Consider the following 1,279-nt stretch of genomic DNA (forward strand, 5'->3'; position numbering starts at 1 on the left):
CAGCAACTCGGTGCTCGGCCTGAGCCCCGGGATGGCGCTCTACCGGTATGACAAGCACCATCTGGTGCCGTTTGGCGAGTTCATTCCGCCATTCTTCAAATGGTTCATGGCGCTGCTGCGCATCCCGCTGGGGGACTTCGGGCGGGGGGCCGTGGTGCAGGCCCCGTTCGAGTGGGCAGGCCAGCGCATTGCGCCGAATATCTGCTACGAGGATCTGTTTGGCGAAGAGCTCGGCGCGCGCTTTGCCAACCCGGCGTGGGCGCCGACAGTGTTCGTGAATTTCAGCAATATCGCCTGGTTCGGCAACACCGTCGCCATCGACCAGCATCTGCACATCAGCCGCATGCGGGCGCTGGAGTTCGAACGCCCCATGGTGCGCGCCACGAACACCGGCGCCACGGCGATCATCGATTACCGGGGCCGGGTCACGCACCAGCTCGCGCGCCATACGCGCGGCGTGCTCACGGGCACGGTGCAGGGCCGGGGGTTCGACGCGCAAAGCGGCTCGGCCATCACGCCCTACGCGTGGTGGGTCTCGCGCTGGGGTCTGTGGCCGCTGTGGATTCTGGGCGCCGTGGTGCTGGCCATTGCCGCAGCGGCGCAGCGGGGCTTGGCGCGCCGCACCCGACGGAGCGCATGCATGCCTTGATAATGGGAGGCCACCGCCGCGCGAGCGGCCGTGGCGCCTGTGTTGCCGCACAACCATGATTTGCAGCGCGGCAGCCACTGTTCTGGAGCACAACTGAAAATGGCAGATTCCTTTTCCTACGAACAACTGATCGCCTCGGGCGAGGGCCGGCTGTTCGACGCCGACAGCGGGCGTCTGCCGCTGCCGCCCATGCTGATGTTCGACCGCATCACGCATATCGACAGCGACGGCGGCGCGCATGGCCTGGGGGGGGTCCGTGCCGAGCTCGACGTGCGTCCCGGCCTGTGGTTCTTTGCCTGCCACTTTCAGAACGACCCGGTCATGCCCGGCTGCCTGGGGCTGGACGCCATGTGGCAGCTCATCGGCTTCTACCTGACCTGGCTGCGCTTGCCGGGCCGGGGCCGCGCGCTGGGCGCGGGCGAGGTCCGGTTCAGCGGCGAAGTCGGGCCCGGGGTACAACTTGTCACCTACGAGATTGACATCAAGCGCGTGATCCGGCGTAAGCTGGTCATGGCCGTCGGCGACGCCCGCCTGCTCGCCGACGGCAAGGAAATCTACGTCGCCCAGGACCTGCGTGTGGGTTTGTTCAAACGCGAGGCAGACGGCGCAGCACAGGGAGCCGCAGCATGA

General features: G+C 67.2%; 2 protein-coding genes. Both read left to right on the forward strand.

Annotated features, from left to right (window positions below):
* Positions 1–649: apolipoprotein N-acyltransferase (lnt, locus tag VTU_RS0121540; protein WP_010108685.1), on the forward strand; the 649-nt coding region annotated here is incomplete at its 5' end.
* A gap of 99 nt (positions 650–748) precedes the next feature.
* Positions 749–1,279: a bifunctional 3-hydroxydecanoyl-ACP dehydratase/trans-2-decenoyl-ACP isomerase gene (fabA, locus tag VTU_RS0121545; protein ID WP_010108686.1), complete on the forward strand. Its 531-nt coding sequence runs from the start codon at positions 749–751 to the stop codon at positions 1,277–1,279.

The sequence above is a fragment of the Verminephrobacter aporrectodeae subsp. tuberculatae At4 genome, from assembly GCF_000193225.1.
Taxonomy (GTDB): Bacteria; Pseudomonadota; Gammaproteobacteria; order Burkholderiales; family Burkholderiaceae_C; genus Acidovorax; species Acidovorax aporrectodeae.

Bases quoted from the DNA above. Each gene is read 5' to 3' on its own strand.
- fabA (WP_010108686.1), top strand. From the start codon at position 749: ATGGCAGATTCCTTTTCCTACGAACAACTGATCGCCTCGGGCGAGGGC.